Raw genomic sequence first — 17,434 nt, 5'->3', positions numbered from 1 at the left:
CCTATCACCGTCGGGGCGCTGGGCCAACTGCGCTGTAACCTTTTGTGGCCTCGCGGCGCATCAGTACCCAGCGGGCATTTTACCAGCCGTGCGATCCGACACCTGCGGGGATATGACAGACCATGACCAGACCTGCGCGCGCAGTCCCCTTGCTCCTGCTGATCCTGGTGACGACGCAGCTTTCGTACGTTGTGTTGTCGGATGCCGGCTTCCAGATGCACCGAACCGCGATCTGGGCGACCGAAGCGGTCGTGTTCCTGGCAATCGCCGTCCTGTCGTTGGCGGCGCTGGCAAATAGCGGGCGATTGGCATCTGCCTGGGCGGCGATGGCGGTCAGCGCGGTATTGAACGTCGTGCAGGTCGGCATGGGGCTCGCCATGTTCGCGCCGCTCAAGGACGCGGGGCCCGCGATGGCACCCGCCTACCTAGCGACCGTCGCCGGCGCGTTCTTCCTCTATTTCGCAGGCAAGCTGCTGTTCGGCTTCGCTGCGATCGTGGTGGGTGCATATCTTGTGCGCAGCACGGGGCTTGCGAAAGTCACGGGCGCGCTGGCCATACTCGGCGGATTGGCCGCGATGGCAGCCAATCTCGGCGGGATCATTGCGGGAATGGCCATGGTCTACCCGGCAGGTGCAACCGGGACGGTCGCCACCCTGCTGTTGGCTGCGGCACTGGCGATGAACCTGCGCACCGCCCTGGCACCGGATCAATAAGGCCTCATCGCAGCCCTTCAGAAGCCTTGCAGGATTTTTCTGGTTCGGAGCGGACGTCCGGGTCTGGGTTAAGCCGCTTTTGGCAACACAGCCAACCGTACGCCCATCGCATCGAGCAGCGCAGCGACCGTCGCGAACGAAGGGTTACCGTTCTCGCCCAGAGCCTTGTAGAGCCCGCCACGGGTGATCCCAGCAGCCTGCGCAAGATCGCTCATACCCTTGGCGCGGGCGACATGGGCTAGCGCATCGCGCATCTCATCGGGGTCGCCATCGGCGAATACCTCGTCCAGATAAGCAGCGATTGTCGCGTCATCGCTCAGAAAATCGGTGATGTCCCAAGGGATGGTTTCGATAGTCATCAGTCCAGTTCCTTCGCCATCTTCTTCGCGTTCTCGATGTCGCGGGTCTGGGATCCCTTGTCGCCACCGCACAGCAGGATAACGATTTCGGTCTCTCGCCTGACGAAATAGATCCGGTACCCGGGCCCGTAATGCACACGCATTTCGCTTACACCGTCGCCCACCGGCGCAACGTCGCCAAGATTGCCGTTCTGGGCGCGTTCGATCCGTCGGGCTATCTTCGCCTTTGCGCGGATATCCCGAAGCGCGTCAAACCAGTCCTTGAAATAGCGTGTGCGGCGCACATCCAGCATGCGTGCCGGATAGCAAACACCTGCCATTGTGTCAACTATAGGAGACAGGCTGGAGCATCACTCGAACGGTGCATCGATCGCGACCTGCGGCTCAGTGAACCAGCGCGGGCCGTCTTCGGTCATGTAGAAGTGGTCCTCCAGCCGGATGCCGAAGCGCTCGGGGATGACGATCATCGGTTCGTTGGAAAAGCACATTCCGGTGGCGAGCGGGGTCTTGTCGCCGCGTACAAGATAGGCGGGTTCGTGGATCGACAGGCCGATGCCGTGCCCGGTGCGGTGGGGCAGGCCGGGCAGCGCGTAATCGGGGCCGAGCCCTGCGGCCTCGAGCACATCGCGCGCGGCCTGGTCGACGCTCTCGCAGGGACGGCCGGGCTGCGCGGCGGCGAAGGCGGCCGCTTGCGCTGCTTTCTCGAGGTCCCAGATGCGGCGCTGCTCGTCATTGGGCGTGCCGAAGACATAGCTGCGGGTGATGTCCGAATGATAGCCCTGCACCGTGGTGCCGGTGTCGATCAGCACCATGTCGCCCTCGCGCAGTTCGGGGTCGCCGGGCAGGCCATGCGGGAAGGCGGTGCCGCGCCCGAACTGGACGATGCAGAAGGTGCTGCCCACCCCGCCGATCGCCCTGTGCGCCTCGTCGATGAAACGCGTGACTTCGCTGGCGCGGATGCCTTCGCGCAGGGTCAAAGCGGCGCGGCGGTGGATCTCGAGCGTCATCGATTTGGCCTGCTGCATCAGCGCGATCTCGGCAGGCGACTTGTGCATCCGGCAGCCATCGATCGCCGCCGCGCCGCTGATGAGGATCAGGGCGGGTGCGTCATGGGCGATGCGGTCGACGAACAGGAAGGGCAGTGCCGGGTCGATCGCGAGCGTGTTCACGCCCCATGCCCGGCAGGCTTCGGCGACCAGCGCGGTGGGTGATTGATCCTCCTGCCACAGCCGGAATTCGGCATCGATCTGCAACTCGGCTTCGAGCGAGCCCAGCTCGAAATACGGCGCGATCAGGACGGGTTCGCCCGCGACCGGGATCAGCATCGCGATCAACCGCTCGCTGCCTCCCCAGGGGATGCCTGCGAAATAGCGCAACGATGTGCCTGCACCGACCAGCAACGCATCGGCACCGCTGTCGCGGGTCAGCGCGCGTGCCTGTTCGATCCGCGCCATCCGCTCGTCAACGCTGATCGGTGCGGCTTTGTCGGTCCAGGGGGTGATCGTAGCGAGCTGCGCTGTCGCACTCGATCCGCCAATACCTGTCATGTCGTGTCTCCAAATCGTGCCGGGTCGAAGGGGGCAAGGTCGATGGCTGCGGCCTTGCCGGTGGCGAGCGCGGCGATCGCCTCGCCGGTGACGGCGGCCAGCGTCATCCCCAGATGCTGGTGCCCGAAGGCATATAACAGATTGGCCGCGCGTCTGCTGCGTCCGATCGCGGGCAGATAATCGGGCAGGGTCGGCCGCGCGCCGATCCATTCGCTTGCCGGAGCTTCGAACGGCAGGCCAAGCGCGGCGACGTGGTCGCGAAGCTTGCGCCATTTGCCCGGATCGGGCAGCGCATTGCGCGCAGAAAACTCGATAAAGCTCGCCGCGCGCAGGCCGCCTGCAAAGCGGGTGACGATCATCGAGCGATCCTCGAACGCGACCGGGGGCATGTCGGCGGGCCAGCGGCTTTGCGGTGACTGGATATGATAGCCGCGCTCGGCGATCAGCGGAATGCGCAGCCCCATCGGGCGAAGCAGATCGGCCGAGGCTGCGCCCGCGCTCAGCACGAGATGGTCTGCAGTCAGGCGTTCGCCGCTGATCATGACACAAGCCTTGCCGTCATCGACCTCGATGCCAGCGACCTGCGCATGCCGGATCGTCCCGCCCGCAGCGATCAGCGCGCCGCGCATCGCGTCGGCAAGCGCGCCGAGATCGGTCATCTGGCCGGAGCCTGCAAACCGCACCGCTCCTGCGATCTCGCCTTTGGGCGCCAGCGTACGGATCGCCGCGAGCTCGTCAGGTGTTGCATCGCGGACGCTCGCTGATCCGATGTCGGTCGCCAACCAGTGCGCACGGCCATTCTTCGCAGTGGCCTCGCTTTCCCAGGCGACGAAATGCCCGTCCTGCCGCAACAGGTGCGCCGTGCCGGTCAGCGCACACATCCGCTGCCATGCGGGCATCGCCTCGGCGAGCAGCTTGGACAGCGCTAGGGTCCCGGTAGCGAAGCGGCTGGGGGTGCTGGCGCGCAGCAGCCTGAGCGCGAAAGGACCCCAGGCGCCGATCTGACGCGCGGGCAGAGACAGCGCGCCACGCGGGTACAGCCGCGCAAACGCGCCCGAGATCATCGTCGGAGACGCGAGCGGCTGGACCTGTTCGACCGCGATATGCCCGGCATTGCCCCAGGATGCACCTTGCGGCTTTTCCTGCGGCTCCAACACTGTCACAGTTATTCCGGAACGCTGCAGGTGCAGTGCGCACGCAAGGCCGATCAGGCCTCCGCCGATGACGAAACCGGTTGCCCGGGCAGGAGAAGAGCCATTTGCCATCTTGAGCACCAAATCATATACTGTATACGATTTTGTCTGCAACCGGAGAATCCAGCGTGACCGTCACCGCATCCAAGACACTGTGGCAGGGTGTCTATCCCGCCGCCACCACCCAGTTCACCGACAGTCTCGCCATCGATCACGACGCCACCCAGCGGGTGCAGACGGCTCTGGTCGATGACGGCGTCGATGGCCTGATCGTGCTGGGCACCTGCGGCGAGAACAATTCGCTCGAGGCTGACGAAAAGCTTGTGGTGCTCAAAGGCGCGGTCGAGGCGGTGGGCAGCCGGGTGCCTTTGGTCGCGGGCGTGTCCGAATTCACCACCGCGCGCGCGGTGAAGTACGCGCAGGCCGCCGAGGCGATCGGCATCGACGCGCTGATGCTGCTGCCCGCGATGGTCTACGTACCCAACGTTGAAGAGCTCTACACCCATTTCCGCACGGTGGCAGAGGCAACCAGCCTGCCGATCATGCTCTACAACAACCCGCCGGCCTATCGCGTCAACGTCGATTTCGACACGCTCGCGCGGCTCGAGGAGGTGCCCAACATCGTCGCGATCAAGGAAAGCGCGCCCGATCCGCGCCGTTTCACCGATCTGTATAACCAGTTCGGTGATCGTTACACGCTGATGGCGGGGCTCGATGATGTCGCGCTCGAAGGCCTGATGCTGGGCGCTTCGGGATGGGTCTCGGGGCTGACCAGTGCGTTCCCGCAGGAATCGGTGGCGCTGGTCGCGGCGCAGCGGCGCGGCGATTATGCCGAAGCGCTGCGCATCTATCGCTGGTTCATGCCGCTGCTGCATCTCGATGCCGAACACGACCTCGTCCAGTCGATCAAGCTGGCCGAACAGATCATGGGGCGCGGATCGGAGCGGGTGCGGATGCCGCGCATGCCGCTGTCGGGCCAGCGCCGCGCCGACGTCACCCGATGGGTCGAGCAGTGCGCTGCCACCCGGCCTTTGTCGGGCACCTGATGCGGCACACGTTCTTCTGCATCGACGGTCATACCGCGGGCAACCCGGTGCGGCTGGTGGTCGGCGGAGCGCCCTTGGTGCGCGGGTCTTCGATGGCCGAGCGGCGGATGGATTTCATCGAGCGGTTCGACTGGATCCGCACCGGCCTGTGCCTGGAGCCGCGCGGGCACGACATGATGTCGGGCGGGTTCCTCTATCCGCCGACCCGGCCCGAAAACGACATCGGGATATTGTTCATCGAAACATCGGGATGCCTGCCGATGTGCGGGCATGGCACGATCGGCATGATCACCTTCGGGCTCGAGCACGGCCTGATCCAGCCGCAGGTGCCCGGTCACCTCAAGGTCGAGGTGCCCGCAGGCGATATCGCGATCGACTATGAACGCGACGGCGACAAGGTGACATCGGTGCGCATCCGTAACGTGGCGTCGTTTGTCGCGGCAGAGGGCGTGAAGATTGATGTGCCCGATCTGGGGCCGCTCAGCATCGATATCGCGTATGGCGGCAATTTCTACGCGATCATCGAGCCGCAGCCGGGCTATCCCGGGCTCGATGCGCTCGGCGCGGCGCGGCTGGTCGATCTGTCGCGCACGATCCGCGCGCTGCTCCAGAAGACGATCGAGCCGGTGCATCCGCTCGATGATCGCATTCGCGGCGTGAGCCACGTCTTGTGGGCCGATGTTCCCAAAGGCGACGGCGCAGACGGGCGCAACGCGGTGTTCTACGGCGAGCGCGCGATCGACCGCTCGCCCTGCGGCACCGGCACATCGGCGCGGCTCGCACATCTGGCACACACCGGACGGCTGCAAGTCGGCGAGAGCTTCGTCCATGAAAGCTATATCGGCAGCCGCTTTGTCGGGCGGGTCGAGGAACGGATCGATCTGGCCGGGAGTCCGGCGATCATCCCCTCGATCGAGGGTTCGGCGATTGCCACCGGGTTCAACACGCTGTGGCTCGACGACAAAGACCCCTTCTGGCGTGGCTTCTGTGTGATATGACCCACAGATGAGCATCATTGTCCGCAATCTCTCCGAACAGCTGGTTGATCTGGTGCGCGAACGCATCCTGACAGGCGACGTCTCCCCCGACCGCCCGATCCGGCAGGATGCGCTGGCCGCCGAATTCGGGGTCAGCAAGATCCCGCTGCGCGAGGCGCTGGCCCGGCTCGAGCAGGAAGGGTTGCTCGCATCGCAGGCCAATCGCGGTTTCACCGTCCGACCGCTCAATGCGCGCGAGGCCGAAGAGGTCTATGCGCTGCGGCTCAAGCTCGAGCCGGAGATGATCGCGCTAGCGGCCCGGACCGCAACTCCAGCAGATCAGCAGGCAGCCATCGAGATGTTCGACAGATTGCACCCGGCGACCGATTCGCGCGGTGACGGTGTCGGTGCATTCAACCGCGCGTTTCACCTCGCGATGCTGCGGCCCGCCGCGCAGCCCGTGACGCTGACGATTCTGGAGCGATTGCATGTGCTGTCCGAGCGCTATGTCCGCAAGCACCTGGAACCTCTGGGCCGCGATGCGCGCGCCAAGGAAGAGCATCGCGAGATACTCGATGTCTGGATGGCGCGGGACGAACGCAGGATCGCGGCGCTGACAGTCGTGCATATCGGCAAGACGCTCGATGATCTGCGCCTGCAGCTCAAATCGGACATCAATTGAAGGCTGACGACAGGGGATCACCCGGCTAAGCGCTTGAGGTGAAAAAAAGGGGCGCGAGAAAATGGGGATATTCGGGCCGATCAAGCCCATCATTCAGCTGGGCGATGCCCCTGAAGGCAGCCGGTTGAAGCCGACCTTGTCGTGGCCGCACCTGATCGCGCTGGGTGTCGGCGCGATCGTCGGCACCGGTATCTACACGCTGACCGGGGTCGGCGCCGAGCGCGCCGGGCCTGCGGTCATCCTGGCGTTCGCAATCGCAGGTGCGGTGTGCGCCTGCGCGGCGCTGGCTTATGCGGAACTTGCAACGATGATCCCGACGGCCGGGTCGGCTTATACCTACACCTATTCGGTGGTGGGCGAGACCTTGGCCTGGGTGGTCGGGTGGAGCCTGATCCTCGAATATTCGCTTGCGTGCTCGACCGTGGCGGTGGGCTGGTCGGGCTATCTGGTCGGCTGGCTGCAATCGGCGGGGGTTTCCTTGCCCGAGATGCTGCTGTCAGGGCCGCACGCGGGCGGGATCATCAACCTGCCTGCGGTGATCGTCTCGCTGGCGATCGCCGGAATGCTGATGGCGGGCACGCGTGAAAGCGCGACGATCAACATCATCCTCGTCGTCATCAAGCTCGCGGCGCTGACCGCGTTCATCGCGCTGGCCGCGCCTGCGTTCGATGCCAACAATCTCACCCCGTTCATGCCCTATGGCTTCGGCAGCACGGTGCAGGACGGCTCGACTCGCGGGGTGATGGCGGCAGCGGCGATCGTGTTCTTTGCCTTCTATGGCTTCGATGCGGTGGCGACCTCGGCGGAAGAGGCACGCAACCCGGGGCGCGATCTGACCATCGGCATCCTTGGATCGATGGCGGTGTGCACGCTGATCTACATGGCGGTCGCGCTGTCGGCGATCGGCGCGATGTCGTATCTCGATCTTGGCAACTCGCCCGAGCCGCTGGCGCTGGTGCTGCGCACCCTCGGACACCCGACCGCATCGTATCTGGTCGCGCTGGCGGCGCTGATCGCGCTGCCTTCGGTGATCCTGGTGATGATGTACGGCCAGAGCCGCGTATTCTTCGTGATGGCGCGCGATGGCCTGCTGCCGCCGATATTGTCACGGGTGTCGCCCAGGACCGGCGCGCCGGTGCTGGTCACCGGCATCACCGGGGTGTTCGTAGCTGGCGTCGCCGGGTTCTTCCGGCTCGACGAGATTGCAGAACTCGCCAATGCAGGGACCCTGCTGGCGTTCATCGCCGTCGGCGGGTGTCTGATGATCCTGCGCAAGCGCGCACCCGAGCTCAAGCGCGTGTTCAGGTGCCCGCAGCCCTATCTGGTGGGCACGCTCGCGATCCTGGGCTGCCTGTATCTGATGATCAGCCTGCCCTCGCAGACTTTGGTGCGCTTTGCTTTGTGGAACGTCGTGGGCCTCGCCTTCTACTTCCTCTACAGCCGCTCGCGCAGCCAGGCGCTTCAGGACCAGACGGCGGCAGGGGTCTGACACCATCATTCGAAGCATCAGGGGAGCAGGAAACATGCGGATCGGGCGCACATTACTGGCGGTGGCATCGATGCTGGCGCTGGCCGCCAGTGCATCGGTCCCGGTGCAGGGCCAGGCACTGGGGCAGGCGCAGCAGCGCGAGGTCGCCGATCCCATTCCGGCGCGTACGCTGGGCGAGGGGCCATGGCCGCGCACCGTGCTGCGCAACGCGATCTATGTCGATGGCACCGGCGCACCCGCGCAGGGCCCGGTCGACATTGTCATCGAGAACGACCGAATCATGCGGATCGTCTCGATCGGCTCGCCCGGAGCGATCGAGGAACCGCGGCGCCCGCCGCGCGGCGATCACGAGATCGACCTGACCGGGCATTATGTGCTGCCCGGCTTCGTCGACGCGCATGTCCATCTGCACACTTTGAGCGACGGGCAGGGCGTGCCTTCGGATTATGTGCTCAAGCTCTGGCTCGCGCACGGCATCACCACCGCGCGCAATGTCGGCTCGTCGGAAATGTCGATCGAGCAGCAGGTCGCGATCAAGCAGCGGCTGGCGCGCAACGAGATCACCGGCCCAAGGCTCGATGTCTATCCGATGTTCCACCAGATCGGGCTGCCGATCCGCACCGCCGAGGAAGGGCGGCTGGCGATCCGCGATGCCAAGAGGCGCGGCGCGGACGGCATCAAGTTCATCGGCGGCAGCGAAGCCGCCCTGATCGCGGGTATCGAAGAGACCAAAAAGCTCGGCATGCATTCGACGATGCACCACGCGCAGGGCGTCGTCGCTTATGCCAACGTGCTGCGCACCACCGAGGCCGGGCTTGAATCGATGGAGCACTGGTACGGCCTGCCCGAGGCGATGTTCACTGGGCAGAAGCTGCAGGACTGGCCGACAGACTTCGTGAACACCGACGAGCAGATGCGCTTTGGCGAAGCGGGCCGGTTGTGGAAGCAGACCGCCAAGCCGGGTTCGGACAAATGGAACGAGGTGATGGAGACGCTGCTCGAGCGCGGCTTCAGGCTCGACCCTACCTTCACCGCCTATCTTGCCAGCCGCGACCTGATGCGGATGAACCGTGCTTTCTGGCACAATGAATACACCATGCCCGCTTTGTGGGACTGGTACCGCCCCAGCCGGATCAACCATGGATCCTACTGGTTCGATTGGACTACCGAGCGCGAGATGGACTGGAAGGAAAACTACCGGCTGTGGATGACGTTCGTCAATGAATACAAGAACCGCGGCGGTCGAGTCACCGTGGGTTCAGACGCGGGCTATATCTATAACACCTACGGTTTCGGCTATATCCAGGAGATGGAACTGCTGCGCGAGGCCGGGTTCAGCCCGCTCGAGGTGATCAATTCGGCAACGCAGCAGGGCGCGCGGCTTTTGGGCCATGATGCCGATATCGGCACGATCGAGCCGGGCAAGAAGGCCGATCTGGTGATCGTGAAGGGCAATCCGATCGCCAACCTCAAGCTGCTTTTCGCCACCGGAACGCTCAAGCTCGACGATGCGACGGGCAAGGCCCAGCGCGTCGGCGGCATCGCCTGGACGGTGAAGGACGGCATCTTCTACGAGGGCAAGGCGTTGAGAGCAGACATCCGCGCCATCGTGGCGCGATCGAAGGCCGAGCGCGGACTGCCGCCGGGCTATATGACAATCGAACAGGAAGATCTGACGCAATGACCAATCCCGCAGGACTGACCGGTGAATTCTTCATCGCAGGCGAACGGCGCGGAAGCGGCGAAGTTTTCCGTGCTTATGATCCCGCCGCCGGCGCGACCATCGACGACATCGGGTTCTTCATCTCGACCGAGCAGCACGTGGCCGAGGCCTGCGCTGCGGGCCATGATGCAGCGATACCCTATGCCGATCTGCCTATCGAGATCCGCGCCGCGTTTCTCGACGCGATCGCGTCGAACATCGAAGCGCTGGGCGATGCGCTGATCGAACGCGCATGCCGCGAAACCGGGCTGCCTGTCGCGCGCATCACCGGCGAGCGCGGGCGCACCTGCGGTCAGTTGCGGCTGTTCGCCCGCGAAGTGCGCGATGGCCAGTGGATGAAACTGCGCATCGACCATGCCGATCCTGATCGCTCCCCGCCGAAGCCCGACCTGCGCCTGCGCATGGTGCCGCTGGGCCCGGTCGCGGTGTTTGGCGCCTCCAATTTCCCGCTCGCGTTCTCGACCGCCGGCGGCGACACCGCCTCGGCGCTGGCTGCGGGCTGCCCGGTGGTGGTCAAGGGCCACCCCGCGCACCCCGGCACCTCGGAACTGATCGCGGGCGCCATCGTCCAGGCAGCGGCTGACACCGGTGTGCCCGCAGGCGTGTTCAGCCTTTTGAGCGGCACCGGCAATGCCATCGGCGCAAGCCTGGTGGCCGATCCGCGCATCCAGGCGGTCGGTTTTACCGGATCGCGCGGCGGCGGCGAGGCGTTGATGAAGATCGCTGCGGCCCGCACCCAGCCGATCCCTGTCTTTGCCGAGATGTCGGCGATCAACCCCGTGATCCTGCTGCCTGCAGCGCTGGCGGCGCGTGGCAAGGCGCTGGCGGCAGGCTATATCGGGTCGCTGACTTTGGGGTCGGGGCAGTTCTGCACCAATCCTGGGCTGCTGCTGGCCATCGAAGGGCCAGAGCTCGACGCATTCCTGGCGGAGGCCGGTCAGCTTGTCGAAGCGCAGGCGCCGCAGACCATGCTCACCGCAGGCATCCATTCCGCCTATGAAAAAGGCAGCGCGGCGCTTGCCGCCACGGCCGAGGTGCAAACCATCGCGCGCGGCGTGCACCCCACGGGCCCGCACGAAGGCCGCACCGCTTTGTTCAGCGTCAGCGCTGCAGACTGGCTCGTCAATGCCGAGCTTCGCCACGAAGTGTTCGGCGCGTCGTCGATCGTGGTGCGCTGTGCGGACCGCGACGAATTGCTCACCGTGCTGGCCGATCTGGAAGGTCAGCTGACCGCGACGCTGCACATGGACGCTGGCGACCATGACGATGCCCGCGCGCTGCTGCCGGTGCTCGAGCGCCGGGTGGGTCGCATCCTCGCCAATGGCTGGCCGACCGGGGTCGAGGTGGGCCACGCGATCAACCATGGCGGGCCGTACCCTGCGACCTCGGATGGGCGCACCACCTCGGTGGGCACGCTCGCCATCGACCGGTTCCTGCGCCCGGTCAGCTATCAGGACCTGCCGTCCGATCTGCTGCCCCCGATGCTGCGCGAAGGCGGACAGACCGGCATGGTGTCGCGCATCGACGGAGTGTGGTCGTTTTGATTCCCTTGCCGCCGGATATTGCCGACTACGTCCTGCAAGGCTGCGCAGTGCGCACCGAGCAAGCCGTGATGGACCGCTTTGGCATCAGCTACAACACGCTGCGCAAGATCGAGCGCGGCGAGCCGATTCGCGCGTCGGTGGCGCAGCGCCTGCTCGCCAGGATCGAGGAGGAGCAGGTTTCCTGATCGCAGAAAAGGCCGGTTCGGGCCGATACCGGTTGCAATTTACAACCATGTCAGCATGGTATAGCTTGCCCTTAACGTAAAAGAGCCGCGCCAAACGCGGTCTGCCAATGGAGAGCCTGAGCCATGAAGCACGAAAAGCCGTCCGACCTCAAAGCTGCGACCCATCTCGACGTGCTGATCATCGGCGCGGGGATTTCCGGGATCGGCATGGCGGTGCATCTCAAGGAAAAATGCCCCGGGCGCAGCTTCGCGATTCTCGACCAGCGCAGCGATATCGGCGGGACATGGAACCTGTTCCAGTACCCTGGCATTCGCTCGGACAGCGACATGCACACTTTGGGCTTCGAGTTCGAGCCCTGGCGCGAGCAGAAGGCGATCGCCGATGGTCCCTCGATCCTCAGCTATCTGCGCCGGATCAAGGACGAACGCGGCCTGAACGATCATGTCCGGCTGGGCCACAAGGTGCTCTCGGCCAGCTGGTCGAGCAGCGAGGCGCGCTGGACGATCGCCGCCGAGGTCGAAGGGCAGGGCGTATGCCATCTCACCGCCAACTACCTGTTCATGGGAACCGGCTATTACGATTACGATCAGGGCTATGACCCCGCGTTCGAAGGCCGCGAGAGCTTTGGCGGAGAGATCATCCACCCGCAATTCTGGCCCAAGGATTTCGACTACGCCGGCAAGCGTGTCGTCGTGATCGGGTCGGGCGCGACCGCAGTGACGATCGTTCCGTCGATGACCGACAAGGCGGCGCACGTCACCATGCTGCAGCGCACGCCGACCTGGTACTGGAGCCGTCCGGCCAAGGACTGGCTGGCCAATTCGCTGCGCGCCATCATGCCCGATACATGGGCGTATCGCTTCATCCGCTTCAAGAACGTGCGGATGCAGCAGATCTCATTCAAGCGCGCGCGCGAAAACCCCAAAAAGGTCGGCGACTATCTGCTCAAGCGGATTCGCAAGATCATGGGTCCGGCGATGAACGAACCCGATTTTCAGCCACCCTATGGCCCATGGGATCAGCGGCTGTGCCTCGTCCCCGATGGCGACATGTTCAAGGCCATCCGCGATGGAAAGGCCGATATCGTCACCGATCATATCGACAGGTTCACGCCCACCGGCATCCAGCTCAAATCGGGCAGGGAACTCGACGCCGATGTCATCATCACCGCCACCGGACTCAAGCTTGCGATGGCGGGCAAGGTCGCGTTCTCGGTCGATGGCGCGCCGGTCGATTTCACCAAGCACTTCTATTACAAGGGCTGCATGTTCAGCGACGTGCCGAACATGGCGATCGTCTTCGGCTATCTCAACGCCTCGTGGACGCTCAAGGTCGATATTGTTGCCGATTACGTCTGTCGCACGCTCAACCACATGGCGGCCACCGGTACGCAGATTGCCGTCCCGGTGCTGGGCAGCGATGGCCCGATCAACGAGGAGGAGATCTTCGATTTCTCCTCGGGCTATGTCCAGCGCGCGCTCGATATTCTGCCCAAGCAGGGCGATCGCATGCCCTGGCGGCTCAACCAGGATTATCTGTTCGACCGCAAGGTGCTGCGCGAGGAGGCCGTCGACGATGGCGTGCTCGCCTTCCGCAAGGCCGACCCCGGCGCTTCGGTGGCCGCCAGCGAGACGGCCATCGCTGCCGAGTGACCGTCAGCGCGCGGTGGCGACGAAGGCCTTGCGGTATTCGGGCTTGATCCGCTCGAGCAAGGGTCCGGGCAGCGCGACGCTGATGTCGTACGCGCCCTCGGCATAGGGTCCGGCCACATAAGGCGCAGCGATGATCATCATCCGGTTGAAGCCGCCGTCGCCGCCGGCATAGGGCACCAGAACCAGCTCAGAGAACGGGGGGCATGTGTTGAACATGTCATCTGGCTCGCCGGCATATTCTCCGCGCCGTTCCCTGCGGTCGGCATTGAGCGCATCGCAATAAGGCTGGCGGATCGGCTCGAGCGCCGATGCCATATCGGTGAACACGGCGTCGAGCGCGATGCGGCGGTTGGCCGCCTTGTCCCAGATCAGCGCCTCATAGCCGGTGTTGCCATGCGCTCCGCCCGAAAAGCTGCTGATTTCTCCGACCATCGCCAGCAATTCCGCGCTTTCGCCGGTCACTTTCCAGCTGATGCCCAGCATGTGCGGGTTGAAGGGATAGTCGTTTTCGGCCGCGTCCTTTTTCGCCTCTGCGGACTGTGTCTGCAGCTCGGCCAATGCCTTCTCGCGGTCGGCTTCAAGCACCCTGGCAAGTCCGGAAAGCGCCGCTGCCTCAGCGGGATAGTCGTAGCTGAAGGCGAAGGATTCGGTTTCGCGCTCGAAGGCGACCGGAACGGCCTTGTCTGTTCCGGTGGCGGGCGATTGCGCTTTCTCGGCGACGTCGGTTGCCTGCTGGCACGCGGCCATTCCGGGCAGCGCCAGCAGCGCGAGGGCGAGAGACAACGCCCGTACAGGATTTCGAACTATCATAATCTCACTCGCGTCCCGGCTTGAAAATGCTCTATGCACCGACAATGATAGATTTGTCCCACCTCGTCCAGCCGGACCTTGGCCAGCCCGCACGCATGCTTCATCTCGTCGACAAGACGGGGCTTGCCGGGTGGCTGGCATCGGCGCCGCCGCGCATCCGCAATCACCTGGGCGCGATGCGCTTTTCCGCCAGGCCGAATGAGCTGGTCCTTGTGCCCGGCGAGAACGCCGATGACTGGGCGGTGGTGCTGGGCGTTGGCGATGCCGCCAATCTGCGCCCCTGGTGCCTGGCCAAGGCGCCCGAGGTGCTCGCAGGCGGAACCTACCGGCTGGCAGGCGAAGCCCGGCCCGGTGACGCGGTCATCGGCTGGGCCTTGGCGCAGCATCGGCTGACCCGGTACAAGAAGCCGGATGAAAACCCGCAGGGGCCGCGCGTCCTTCTGACCGGCGAACCTGCAAGGCTGAACGACCGTATCGCCGAGGCAGAGGCGACCGCATGGGTGCGCGACCTGGTCAACACCCCTGCTGAGGACATGGGCCCCGCCGAGCTGGAAGCTGCGGCCGAGGCGCTGGCAAAACGCTATGGCGCATCGCTTGAAGTGACCCGTGGCGATGCGCTCGCCACCGGCTATCCGATGATCCACGCGGTCGGCCGGGCTGCGGCGCGCAGCCATGCGCCGCGGCTGATCGAACTGCACTGGGGGCGCGAGGAGCACCCCCGCCTGGCGATCGTCGGCAAGGGCGTGTGCTTCGACAGCGGCGGGCTGGATATCAAGTCTTCGACCGGCATGCTGCTGATGAAGAAGGACATGGGCGGCGCGGCGCATGCATTGGCGCTGGCGCAGCTGATCATGCGTCTGGGCCTGCCGGTACGCTTGCACATGCTGGTCGGCGCGGTCGAGAACGCGATTTCCGGCAACGCTTTCCGTCCCGGCGACGTGCTCAAGAGCCGCAACGGCATCACCGTCGAGATCGGCAACACCGATGCCGAAGGGCGGCTGGTGCTGGGCGACTGCCTGGCCCGCGCCTGCGAGACTCCGCCCGACGTGCTGATCGATTTCGCGACGCTGACCGGCGCTGCGCGGGTTGCGCTGGGCCCCGATCTGCCTGCGCTGTTCGCCAACAGCGACCCGCTCGCCGATGGCCTCGTCGCCAGTGGCAATGCGGTGAACGATCCATGCTGGCGGCTGCCCCTGTGGGCGGGTTATGAGGACATGTACGTCAGCGATATCGCCGACATCGGCAACAGCGGCGGCGCATTTGCAGGCGCGGTCACGGCGGCGTTGTTCCTGCAGCGCTTCGTCGGCGAAGGCGTGCCCTGGGCGCATTTCGATACCTTTGCCTGGCGCCCCACCGCGCGCCCCGGCCAGCCCAAGGGCGGCGAAGCCCTGGGGCTACGCGCATCCTGGCACTATCTGCGCGGCCGCTATGGCGCTCCGGCGTGAAGACGATGCGGATCTGAAAGCATTTTTTCATCGCATTTCGGCGTGATAATCGGCAGTTTGGACAAACGGCTGCAACTCGTCTATCTGCGCCGCCAGCCCGAAGCCATGGACGGGCGCATTCTGGTATTGTGGCGATGCTTTGCGCGAGGGACCTGTTTTCTTGATACACATGACACGTTCTTCGGCTGATGTGCTGGCGGGCGAATTGGCATCGCACCAGCCGGGCGGGACAGACGATGCGCCAGCACCGGTGCGCCAGTTTGCGCTGGCCGGGCCGGTCGCCGATTATGATCCGCGCACGACCCCGATCCGCGGCGACCTTGCCGATATCGCGCTGGCCGGCCGGTTCTTCGCGCCGCATTATGTAGAGCCGCAGCTGCATCGCGTATCTGCGGGCGGAACCATGCTGCGCAAGGCCGCATCGCGCGATTCGGAGGCTGTCAGCCAGCTGCTGCCGGGTGAGGCCTTTGCGCTGCTCGACAGCACCGGCGAATGGGGCTGGGGCTATGGCCTGCACGATGGCTATTGCGGCTATGCGCTGCTCACCGACATCGCGCTGGACGCACCCGATCCAACGCATATCGTCCATGTCCGCAGCGCGCTGGTGTTTGCAGAACCCTCGATCAAGACGCAGATGATCGCCGCCTATCCGATGGGCGCACAGGTCGCGGTCGAAGCGACCAGCGAGTGCGGCAAGTTTCTCGGCGTCGCGGGTGGCTGGATGTCGCTTCGCCATGCGGTGCCGCTGGACCAGCGCCATTGCGACCCCGTCGACCGGGCGATGCAGCTGATCGGCGCGCCGTATCTGTGGGGCGGTCGCGGCGGGGATGCGCTCGATTGCTCGGGGCTGGTGCAACTGGTGCTGGGGCTTGCAGGCGTTTCTGCGCCCCGCGACAGCGACCAGCAGATGGCCGATCTTGGCCGCGCGCTGGCCGAAGACGAGCCGCTGCAGCGCGGCGACCTGGTGTTCTTCCCTGGCCATGTCGGGATCATGATGGACGCAGATACGCTTGTTCACGCCAACGCGACCTGGATGCAGACGGTGGCCGAGCCGCTCGCCGATGTCATCGCCCGCTTCCCAGAAACGACGCCCCAGCCGGTGCTGGCGCGCAAACGGATATCCTGATGCCAACAGTCTTCATCGATGGTGCCGTCGGCACCACGGGCCTGGAAATTGCCGACCGGATGGCCGGCCGCAGCGATTTTCGTCTGATTGGCCTGTCCGATGCCGATCGCAAGAACGTGGCGGCGCGTGCGGCCATCATCCGCGATGCCGATTTCGTCATCCTGTGCCTGCCCGACGATGCCGCGCGCGAAGCCGTGGCGCTTGGCGAGGGCGCACCGACCCGGTTCATCGATTGTTCGACCGCGCACCGGGTCGCGGACGGCTGGGTCTACGGCTTTGCCGAGTTCAGGGCCGGCCAGCGCGATGCGATCCGCACTGCTGCACGGGTGAGCAACCCCGGCTGCTATTCGACCGCCTTTATCGCGTTGGTTGCGCCGCTGGTCGAACAGGGGCTGTTGCCATCGGACCATGGGTTCATCGTCAATGCTGTCAGCGGCTATTCGGGGGGCGGCAAGGATCTTATCGCCCGGATGCAGAACGATGCACCTGAGATCGGCTATCGGGCCTATGCGCTCGGTCTTGAGCACAAACATCTGCCTGAAATGCAGGTGCTGTGCGGGCTCAGCCGCTCGCCGTTGTTTGCGCCTGCGGTCGTCCGCGCGTTTCGCGGAATGCTGGTGGACGTGCCGCTGTTTCTCGATCCCGAACTCGGGTTTGCAGATGCGCGGACGCTGCACCAGGCGCTGGCCGATCATTATGCGCACGAGCCGCTGGTGGCGGTCGCGCCTGTAGGTACCGCGCCGGCCGAGCTGCTGGTGTCCGAAGGCGATGCGGCGAGCGACTGCCTGAAGCTTTACGTGCTGCCAAGCGCGGACGGATCGCAGGTGCGGCTGATCGCGATGCTCGATAATCTGGGCAAGGGGGCAAGCGGCGCTGCCGTGCAGAACCTCAACATCATGGCCGGGATGGATGAACTGGCGGGTCTGAGAACCTGAGTTCCTG

Annotated in this window: 17 protein-coding genes; 12 read left to right on the top strand and 5 right to left on the bottom strand. The window is 65.1% G+C overall.

All coding sequences use genetic code 11. The features are described 5' to 3' along the window. The first annotated feature begins 149 nt into the window (after positions 1-149). Entirely contained in the window at positions 150-713 is a 564-nt protein-coding gene (locus ACK4R0_RS15800) for a hypothetical protein (protein WP_409676166.1), read from the top strand. Between the two features lie 68 nt (positions 714-781). On the opposite strand, the gene ACK4R0_RS15795 is transcribed toward ACK4R0_RS15800, so the two are convergent. From ACK4R0_RS15795 to ACK4R0_RS15780, 4 genes are read right to left on the bottom strand one after another with little or no spacing between them, the layout of a single operon-like run. Beyond that, the gene (locus ACK4R0_RS15795) at positions 782-1,072 is read right to left on the bottom strand and encodes an addiction module antidote protein (RefSeq protein WP_409676163.1); all 291 of its coding nucleotides are present in this window, start codon (positions 1,070-1,072) and stop codon (positions 782-784) included. Further along, positions 1,072-1,365 carry a type II toxin-antitoxin system RelE/ParE family toxin gene (locus ACK4R0_RS15790; protein ID WP_409676160.1) on the bottom strand — a complete coding sequence of 98 codons (294 nt, stop codon included), beginning with the start codon at positions 1,363-1,365 and terminating at the stop codon, positions 1,072-1,074. The genes ACK4R0_RS15795 and ACK4R0_RS15790 overlap by 1 nt, the downstream gene beginning before the upstream one ends. A 57-nt stretch (positions 1,366-1,422) precedes the next feature. Then, a complete protein-coding gene (locus ACK4R0_RS15785) occupies positions 1,423-2,619 on the bottom strand; it encodes a M24 family metallopeptidase (RefSeq protein WP_409676156.1) in 1,197 nt (398 codons plus the stop codon). Continuing rightward, positions 2,616-3,884: an NAD(P)/FAD-dependent oxidoreductase gene (locus tag ACK4R0_RS15780; RefSeq protein ID WP_409676153.1), complete on the bottom strand. Its 1,269-nt coding sequence runs from the start codon at positions 3,882-3,884 to the stop codon at positions 2,616-2,618. Before ACK4R0_RS15780 ends, ACK4R0_RS15785 begins: the two co-directional genes overlap by 4 nt. Before the next feature lie 56 nt (positions 3,885-3,940). On the opposite strand from ACK4R0_RS15780, the gene ACK4R0_RS15775 reads away from it, so the two are divergent. The 8 genes from ACK4R0_RS15775 (at position 3,941) to ACK4R0_RS15740 (ending at position 13,111) form a co-directional block, all read left to right on the top strand. Continuing rightward, on the top strand, positions 3,941-4,858 hold the full coding sequence (locus ACK4R0_RS15775) for a dihydrodipicolinate synthase family protein (RefSeq protein ID WP_409676150.1): 918 nt from the start codon (positions 3,941-3,943) through the stop codon (positions 4,856-4,858). Beyond that, complete coding sequence (locus ACK4R0_RS15770) at positions 4,858-5,856, top strand: 4-hydroxyproline epimerase (RefSeq protein ID WP_409676148.1); 999 nt, start codon at positions 4,858-4,860, stop codon at positions 5,854-5,856. Before ACK4R0_RS15775 ends, ACK4R0_RS15770 begins: the two co-directional genes overlap by 1 nt. A 7-nt stretch (positions 5,857-5,863) precedes the next feature. Further along, positions 5,864-6,517 carry a GntR family transcriptional regulator gene (locus ACK4R0_RS15765; RefSeq protein ID WP_409676145.1) on the top strand — a complete coding sequence of 218 codons (654 nt, stop codon included), beginning with the start codon at positions 5,864-5,866 and terminating at the stop codon, positions 6,515-6,517. A 61-nt stretch (positions 6,518-6,578) separates the two neighbouring features. Continuing rightward, positions 6,579-8,006 carry an amino acid permease gene (locus ACK4R0_RS15760; RefSeq protein WP_409676142.1) on the top strand — a complete coding sequence of 476 codons (1,428 nt, stop codon included), beginning with the start codon at positions 6,579-6,581 and terminating at the stop codon, positions 8,004-8,006. 34 nt (positions 8,007-8,040) lie between these two features. Next, complete coding sequence (locus ACK4R0_RS15755) at positions 8,041-9,690, top strand: amidohydrolase family protein (protein ID WP_409676139.1); 1,650 nt, start codon at positions 8,041-8,043, stop codon at positions 9,688-9,690. Beyond that, positions 9,687-11,273: an aldehyde dehydrogenase (NADP(+)) gene (locus ACK4R0_RS15750; protein ID WP_409676136.1), complete on the top strand. Its 1,587-nt coding sequence runs from the start codon at positions 9,687-9,689 to the stop codon at positions 11,271-11,273. The genes ACK4R0_RS15755 and ACK4R0_RS15750 overlap by 4 nt, the downstream gene beginning before the upstream one ends. Beyond that, positions 11,261-11,458 (top strand): hypothetical protein, encoded by a 198-nt coding sequence (locus tag ACK4R0_RS15745; protein ID WP_409676133.1) that lies wholly within the window; start codon positions 11,261-11,263, stop codon positions 11,456-11,458. The genes ACK4R0_RS15750 and ACK4R0_RS15745 overlap by 13 nt, the downstream gene beginning before the upstream one ends. Positions 11,459-11,581: 123 nt before the next feature. Beyond that, the gene (locus tag ACK4R0_RS15740) at positions 11,582-13,111 is read left to right on the top strand and encodes a flavin-containing monooxygenase (RefSeq protein WP_409676130.1); all 1,530 of its coding nucleotides are present in this window, start codon (positions 11,582-11,584) and stop codon (positions 13,109-13,111) included. 3 nt (positions 13,112-13,114) lie between these two features. On the opposite strand, the gene ACK4R0_RS15735 is transcribed toward ACK4R0_RS15740, so the two are convergent. After that, the gene (locus ACK4R0_RS15735; protein WP_409676127.1) at positions 13,115-13,894 is read right to left on the bottom strand and encodes a DUF4163 domain-containing protein; all 780 of its coding nucleotides are present in this window, start codon (positions 13,892-13,894) and stop codon (positions 13,115-13,117) included. Between the two features lie 71 nt (positions 13,895-13,965). On the opposite strand from ACK4R0_RS15735, the gene ACK4R0_RS15730 reads away from it, so the two are divergent. The 3 genes from ACK4R0_RS15730 (at position 13,966) to argC (ending at position 17,427) form a co-directional block, all read left to right on the top strand. Continuing rightward, the gene (locus ACK4R0_RS15730; protein WP_409676124.1) at positions 13,966-15,366 is read left to right on the top strand and encodes a leucyl aminopeptidase family protein; all 1,401 of its coding nucleotides are present in this window, start codon (positions 13,966-13,968) and stop codon (positions 15,364-15,366) included. 169 nt (positions 15,367-15,535) lie between these two features. Next, on the top strand, positions 15,536-16,492 hold the full coding sequence (locus ACK4R0_RS15725; protein ID WP_409676122.1) for an NlpC/P60 family protein: 957 nt from the start codon (positions 15,536-15,538) through the stop codon (positions 16,490-16,492). Continuing rightward, positions 16,489-17,427 (top strand): N-acetyl-gamma-glutamyl-phosphate reductase, encoded by a 939-nt coding sequence (gene argC / locus ACK4R0_RS15720; RefSeq protein WP_409676217.1) that lies wholly within the window; start codon positions 16,489-16,491, stop codon positions 17,425-17,427. Before ACK4R0_RS15725 ends, argC begins: the two co-directional genes overlap by 4 nt. The last annotated feature ends 7 nt before the right edge of the window (positions 17,428-17,434 follow it).

It is taken from the genome of Blastomonas sp. (genome assembly GCF_046294995.1).
Classification (GTDB): Bacteria; Pseudomonadota; Alphaproteobacteria; order Sphingomonadales; family Sphingomonadaceae; genus Blastomonas.
Note: the sequence above shows the minus strand (reverse complement) of the source record. Positions and strands in the feature narration are given on the sequence as shown.